General features: G+C 38.9%; 4 protein-coding genes. 1 reads left to right on the top strand and 3 read right to left on the bottom strand.

Going from position 1 to position 5,308, the window contains the following annotated elements:
- The first annotated feature begins 384 nt into the window (after positions 1-384).
- Positions 385-570 (top strand): hypothetical protein, encoded by a 186-nt coding sequence (locus tag COS96_02345; protein ID PIU43833.1) that lies wholly within the window; start codon positions 385-387, stop codon positions 568-570.
- Between the two features lie 136 nt (positions 571-706).
- Here the strand turns inward: COS96_02345 and COS96_02340 are convergent, their stop codons facing one another.
- From COS96_02340 to COS96_02330, 3 genes are all read right to left on the bottom strand, one after another.
- Entirely contained in the window at positions 707-1,420 is a 714-nt protein-coding gene (locus COS96_02340; protein ID PIU43832.1) for a hypothetical protein, read from the bottom strand.
- Complete coding sequence (locus tag COS96_02335; protein ID PIU43831.1) at positions 1,417-4,107, bottom strand: type VI secretion system ATPase TssH; 2,691 nt, start codon at positions 4,105-4,107, stop codon at positions 1,417-1,419. The genes COS96_02340 and COS96_02335 overlap by 4 nt, the downstream gene beginning before the upstream one ends.
- Positions 4,108-4,181: 74 nt before the next feature.
- The gene (locus COS96_02330; GenBank protein ID PIU43830.1) at positions 4,182-4,928 is read right to left on the bottom strand and encodes a hypothetical protein; all 747 of its coding nucleotides are present in this window, start codon (positions 4,926-4,928) and stop codon (positions 4,182-4,184) included.
- Positions 4,929-5,308: the final 380 nt, after the last annotated feature.

Here is a 5,308-nt window from a genome sequence, read left to right as displayed (position 1 = left end):
TAAGTGTTCGGATTGAGGGGTAGCTGTGGGGTGGGGCCATGTTTTCCCTTATAGCAAGTCTTTGTTTTCTTGTCAATAAATTAAGGATTAGGGCTTGCGGAGGTTTTAGGGAGATGGTATAAAGAAAACATAGTACACTTTAATTGAATATACCGACCGAAAATGAAAAACATAATAAATAATACCGGAAAAAAGATAAAAGAAGTTATCTCGAAAATAATAAAAGATATCTTCAATGGAGATAGATTTAACCCTCACATTGGGTTGACTGTATTTTCAGGGATTATTAGATGACGGGGTACTTAGCACAGTATCCCCTTTTTATTTGTCGCTTACTTAACAAAACAGAAATAAAAGCGTATATTGGCGATATAGTACATTAAAATGAACTACTTAAGGAAAATAAGGAAAAGCATAAAGAAAGCTCCTGAAAAGGCCAAACTATTCGCCATATTCGAAAAAGACTGGGAAATCTTCGTTGAAATAACCAGAGAAAATAACCGCAAACTTAGGAAAATAAAAGAAATCGAGAATGCGGGGATGATTCTGGTAAAAAGTTGGCCAAAATAAAAAAGGCCAAAAAAAATGGAGGAAGCACAGGGGGGCAAAAAGTGACGCTAAGCGCGCTTCCCCTTTTATTCTTTAAGCTCGCAATAATTTGTGATTTTAAAGAAATTAAAAAATCCCACTTGCTGGGATTTTTTGATTACAGGCCGACGAAGGATTTTACCTTAGCAATGGGAATGGCTGATACTTTTCCATCTTGGGCAATGGTATTTATCCCCAAAACTTCTCCGCTGACATTAAGCAAAGGACTGCCCTTAAGAGAACTTTTTTCTAAGATGTTGGTTTCAATATAATTTTCTCCGATAAACCTGACCATCCCTCCGTTGGCGGCCAAGAAAGAAACTCCCTTTTCAGAAATCATCCCCAGCATAAAAACAGCCTCCCCTATTTTTGTTTTTCCGGCATCAGCAAAACTAAGCCCGAGCAAATTATTGTTTTTAACTTTTAGTAAAGCTAAATTGTCAGCAACGCTTATTTTCAAAATTTGGAAAGAAGTTTCTTTGCCTTCAATAAACAGACAGCACTCTGAACCGGCCGGAACCAATTCAGCCAAGGTAATGACCATTCCGTCTGAAGTCAAAACCATTCCCGAGCCTTCTGAAATTTTCCCGGTTTTGGTTACTGTTTTTATTCCGACCACAGCTTTTTCCGTCTTCTCAATGGCGTTTTTCAAGGCAGTATTTTCCTGAATAGTTATTTTTTCCTCTTTAGTCACATAAACGGTCCTCGTATCCAGTCCATAGGGCTCAAAAATTGATTTTTCCATCATAAAGGGGCACAAAATCTGGTCGGCAAAAATTCCTCCCAAAACTCCTAAAGTAAAAATTGCTAAAAGATAAAGTATGCCTTTCATATTTTTTTAGATTTTTTTTCTTTTCTGGTTAAAATTTGAAATTTAAGACAATTGGCTTTGACGTCAGCCGTTACCTTATCCCCGTCTATAATTTCTCCGGAAACAATTTTCAAAGAAAGAGGGTCAAGCATTTCTTTTTGGATCACTCTCTTCAGCGGCCTGGCTCCAAGGTTGGGGTCGTATCCTTTTTCAGCCAAGAATTCCTTGGCCGGATTACTTACATTGACTTCAATATGCTTCTTGCTCAAACGGAAAAAAACCTTTCCCAATTCCAAATCAACTATCTTTCTGATTTCCGGCTTGCCTAAATAATCAAAGATAATTATCTCGTCAATTCTATTCAAAAACTCCGGACGGAAATGGTCTTTCAATGACTCCATTACTTTTTCTCTCAAATTTTGCTTTTCCGCCCTCTCTCCGCCGGCAAAACCAAGAGTATTGATTTTAGCGATATATTCCGAGCCGAGATTGGAAGTCATTATCAAAATAGCATTCTTGAAAGAAGCTGTTCTCCCCTTAGCGTCAGTAAGCCGTCCGTCTTCCAATATCTGGAGCAAAAGATTGAAAACATCAGGATGAGCTTTCTCAATTTCATCAAGTAAAATTACGCTGTAAGGTCTTCTTCTTATTTTTTCAGTAAGCTGGCCTCCTTCTTCGTAACCGATATAACCGGGAGGAGAACCGATCATTTTAGAAACAGTATGCTTTTCCATATATTCAGACATATCCATTCTTACTAAAGCATTCTCGTCATTGAATAAAAATCCGGCCAGAGCCCGGGCCACCTCTGTCTTCCCGACTCCCGTCGGACCCAAAAAGATAAACGAACCAAGGGGTTTGTTTTCTTCGGAAATTCCGGCCCGAGAACGGCGAAGAGCGTTGGCGATGGCCGCGATTGCTTCTTTCTGTCCGACAATACGCCGGCTGACGATATCTTCCATTGTCTTCAACTTTTCCGCCTCCCCTTCCAAAAGCCTCATCAAAGGAATTCCCGTCCACCTCGAAACAACCCTAGCCACATCCTCCTCGAAAACTTCTTCTTTCAGAATCGAATTTCCCCTCTGGAGCTGGATTAATTTCTTTTCCGTTGCCCTTAATTCTTTCAAGGCTTGAGGCAATTTCCCATATTTTACTTCAGCCACTTTTTGCGAATCAGCTTCCGACTCGCCTTTTTCTATTTCAAAACGACAGGTCTCAATTTGTTTTTTTAATTCTTTGATTTTGGTAATAATTTCTCTCTCCGATTGCCATTTAGCTTCAATCGCCTGCGATTTTTCCTTCAAATCAGCTAAAGAGCGGGCGATTACCTTAATCCTCTTTTCAGCTTCCTGATTTTTTTCTTTTTTTATGACCTCGTTTTCAATTTCAAATTTCTGAATTTCTTTTTTAAGATTGCTTAAATCAACCGGCTCGGATTCAATTTCTAAGCGCAAAGAACTCATTGCTTCATCCATCAAGTCAACTGCTTTGTCAGGAAGAAAACGATCGGTAATATAGCGTCCGGCCAATTCCGCCGCTACCACCAAAGCTGAATCTTTAATCTTTACTCCGTGATGGAGCTCGTATTTTTCTTTAATCCCGCGCAAAATGGAAATCGTATCTTCAATGGACGGTTCAGTAACATAAATCGGCTGAAATCTTCTTTCAAAAGCCGGGTCTCTTTCAATATACTTTTGATACTCTTTTAAAGTAGTAGCTCCTATGGTTTTCAATTCTCCCCGAGCTAAAGCCGGCTTCAAAAGATTTGAGGCGTCTACAGCTCCCTCGGCCGCTCCGGCGCCGATGATGGTGTGAAGCTCATCTATAAATAAAATATATTTTCCTCCGGCGCGGGAAACCTCCCTTAAAAGCGACTTTATCCTGTTTTCAAATTCTCCCCTGAATTTAGTTCCGGCTATCAAAGAACCCAAGTCCAAAGAAATGATTTCTTTATCTTTTAAACTCTCTGCCACTCTTCCGGAAATAATTTTCTGGGCCAATCCCTCAACGACAGCTGTCTTTCCCACTCCGGCTTCGCCTATCAGAACGGGATTGTTTTTAGTTCTCCTGCTTAAAACCTGCATCAACCGCCTGATTTCATCATCACGGCCGATAACCGGATCAAGCTTTCCTTGACTGGCCAAAAGAGTCAGATTTCTGGTGTATTTTTCAATAACCTGATATTTTGATTCCGGTTCAACGTCAGTTATTCTTTCTCCTCCTCTGATTTGAGCCAAAATTTTCAGAACACTATCATAATTTAATTCCCCTTTTTTAGATTCCGCCAATTGCCCTTCCATTTTGAAAATTTCCGCCTTAATCAGAATCTCCTTAGCTTTTGTTTCCGCGGACAGAAGAGCCAAAAATAAATGCTCAACTGAAATAAATTCATCTCCCATTTTTTCCGCTTCCTGCCTGGCTCGATCAAAAATCTTAGCCAAATCCTGGGTAAGATAAAGCTGGCCGAAAGCTTGAGGAGCAACGATTTTAGGAATTTGAGATAAAGCTAATTTCACTTTTTGCTTTATTGTTTCCAGATTAACGCCAATTCTTTGGACCAAATTCAAAACCACACTTTCTTCCTGGGAAAGAAGAGCCAAAAGAAGATGGAGAGCGTCCACCTGTTGCTGGCCATTTTCCCTGGCTAAATTTTGAGCCTCAAAAATCGCCTCTTGGCTCTTATTAGTAAAATTAGCTCCTCCGTTCATATACTCTTTTTAGCAAAAAATAGAGCAAAAATCAATTAAAAAACGGAGACTTTGTCTCCGATTATTTTTGCTGATTAAGAATTGCTTGACGCAAGAATGACAATCAAATCATTTTTTATACTTTCCTTATGCTCCTGATGTTTAAGTATCAACTGGATTAATCTGTTCCTTTTGGTTTTGGGAATATCTTTAAAATGATCTTTTGCCACGATTCCAATAGCTTCAATCCTATTTTCTATGGGAAATTCGCTGATTTTTTTCCCATCTAAAACATCAAAGATAATCCCTTGTGTTTCTGAAGGAAAATCATCGAAATTTCTCATAATCGTCGCCAGCGCAAATTCCATGGAAGAAATGTTATTTGCTAATTTCGTAATCCAATCGATTACTTTGTCTTGAGGGAAATCAGCGCATCTCTCATAAATCATCCTGCCGAGATATTTGCACCAATCTCCGCCTTGCTTCCGAGCGACTGCGCACTCTATCAACGCTTCAATTAAAGCAAGCCTTGTTTCTGGAGAAAACTCATAGAACTTGAATTCGGTAATAACCACAATTCTGTATGCGTTTTCCAGTGAAAAATTTTCCCTCAAAGAACGATCCACTAATTTTACAAACATTTTCTCCCTTTCCTCTTTTTTATTAGGAAAGAAAAAAGTGTCAAAATCCTTTCCGTCACCATGAATACTGCCATGGATAGATTTTGACAGCCACGCAATTGCAATTCCTTCTGTTGTAATCGCACCCTCTAAGGAATCTATCAATGATTGAGGAGTATCCGTCAAGAGAAATTGATTTATGAGAGCAGGCCTCCTCTCCATCAAATCAAGGAAGCTCTTCTATAATTCAGGGGACAGGTTTTCAAATTCCTTCAAGCATTGACGCACAAAACTTACAGGGTTTTCTTCTTCCATCATTTTAAGCATTTTCTTATCATCGATTTTTTCTTTGTCTTTAACTATTTCGTCTCTTTTGTCTTCTTTATCTTCTTCCATTTTGATTTATTTCCTATTTTTTAAATTTTATTTATTTTATCTGTCACATTAACCTTTCCGGATATTCTGTTGTTAAGGACGATTTCTGCTTATAAAAATAACATATAGCAAAATCCCTGTCAATTTTTTAAACAAAAATGCCAAATCCTTAGACGAAAAACAAGGAAATTGTCGGGGGTGGACGCCCTGCAGTTTACCGGGGTGGC

The sequence above is a fragment of the Candidatus Nealsonbacteria bacterium CG07_land_8_20_14_0_80_39_13 genome (assembly GCA_002779355.1).
GTDB lineage: Bacteria > Patescibacteriota > Minisyncoccia > Minisyncoccales.
The sequence above is the reverse complement of the archived record's forward strand: the minus strand, read 5'-3'. Positions and strand labels throughout refer to the sequence as shown.